Below are 1,411 nucleotides of genomic sequence, written 5' to 3'. Positions count from 1 at the left end.
GGGCGTGGCGTTCGCGGTTGGAGGTGATGGGGTTGGCTTCGCAACCGAATCCTACGCCGCATCAGCGCTTTACCCCTCAGGCGCACTCTTACGAATAAGACGGGCTAGGCATTGAGCGGCCAACCGGCTTCTTCCTTCACACGCCCTGGCCCTCGCCCGACATGATAGAGCGTGTGCCCAATCATCGCGAACAGATGACGTCGATGCTTAAATACGACCTGCTCGGCTTCCAGACGAACCGGGATTTGAACAATTTCGCGGCCTGTCTGCAAACCCATTTTGAACTGGAGAGCAAGAATGGCGTCGTGACAACGGAACGCGGCCAGACGCGACTTCAAAAGTTCCCAATCGGTATCGATCCCAAGCAGTTCGCAGAGTATCTTGCGGCAGACCTTTCTCCCGCAGAGCATGAAAAAGTCTCGTCATTATTGCAAAACTTCGAGGGCGCGAAGTTTGCGATCGGCGTCGACCGGCTCGACTACACGAAGGGTATCGACAAACGGGTCGAAGCCTTCAATCAGGTTTTAGCGGCCGAGCCGCCGCGCAGTATCTCGCTGTTGCAGATCACGCCCTCTTCACGCGCTGACGTCGAACAATACCAGAAATATAAAGACGACGTGGAGACCGAGATCAACCGTGTCAATAACGAACATGGCACCGAGAAGTGGCAGCCGATCCACTACAAGAATGACTCGTTCAGCCAGGCTGCGCTCGCGCGGCTTTACCGCGCAGCCCATGTTGGCGTCGTGACGCCGCTGCGCGACGGCATGAATCTTGTGGCGAAAGAATATGTTGCCACACAAGACCCGGAGGATCCCGGCGTGCTGATCCTATCCAAGTTTGCCGGCGCGGCTGAGGATTTCAACGAAGACGAGGCGCTGCTGGTGGATCCGAACCACCCCGAAGAGATCGCAGCCGCTTTTTCGAAGGCGACCCACATGCCGCTTGAGGAGCGTGTCACCCGCTGGCGCTCGATGATGGACAAGATTGAATCGTATACCATCCACGACTGGTCGGCGGATTTTGTTCGAGAGCTCGATAAAAGCCGAGTTACTGTTCCCGCTAATCATTTCCACCATCTCGGCCTTGGCTGGACCAACGAGGCTCAAATGCCGCTGTACCAGGATCACGCCAAGGCTTTGACCGCATACAACGAGATCGCCCCCATGGATGCCGCCTTGAAAGAGGCTGCCTATGCAGATGTTAAGTCAAGTTTTGAGGCGCTAGCGGCTCCACTGATGCATACACAGGACAGACTCTGGATCCTGCCGGCATCGGACAGCTTCGCAAACTTCTCACAGAGGCCCCGTGGGTCGGTCAAAATCCCCCGGGTATGGTCACTTGAAACTCCCCCACCTGATGATCGCCGTCAGCGCCGCTGAACAGCAGTAGCCGGTCAGGCAGGACGTTT

1 protein-coding gene is annotated in these 1,411 nt (G+C 56.8%); it reads left to right on the top strand.

Annotation, left to right across the window (positions count from 1 at the left end; translation table 11 throughout):
- Positions 1 to 110: 110 nt before the first annotated feature.
- Complete coding sequence (locus tag QJT78_RS51255; protein ID WP_281460879.1) at positions 111 to 1,382, top strand: trehalose-6-phosphate synthase; 1,272 nt, start codon at positions 111 to 113, stop codon at positions 1,380 to 1,382.
- The last annotated feature ends 29 nt before the right edge of the window (positions 1,383 to 1,411 follow it).

The sequence above is a fragment of the Bradyrhizobium sp. Mp27 genome (assembly GCF_029953005.1).
GTDB lineage: Bacteria > Pseudomonadota > Alphaproteobacteria > Rhizobiales > Xanthobacteraceae > Bradyrhizobium > Bradyrhizobium barranii.
Note: the sequence above shows the minus strand (reverse complement) of the source record. Positions and strands in the feature narration are given on the sequence as shown.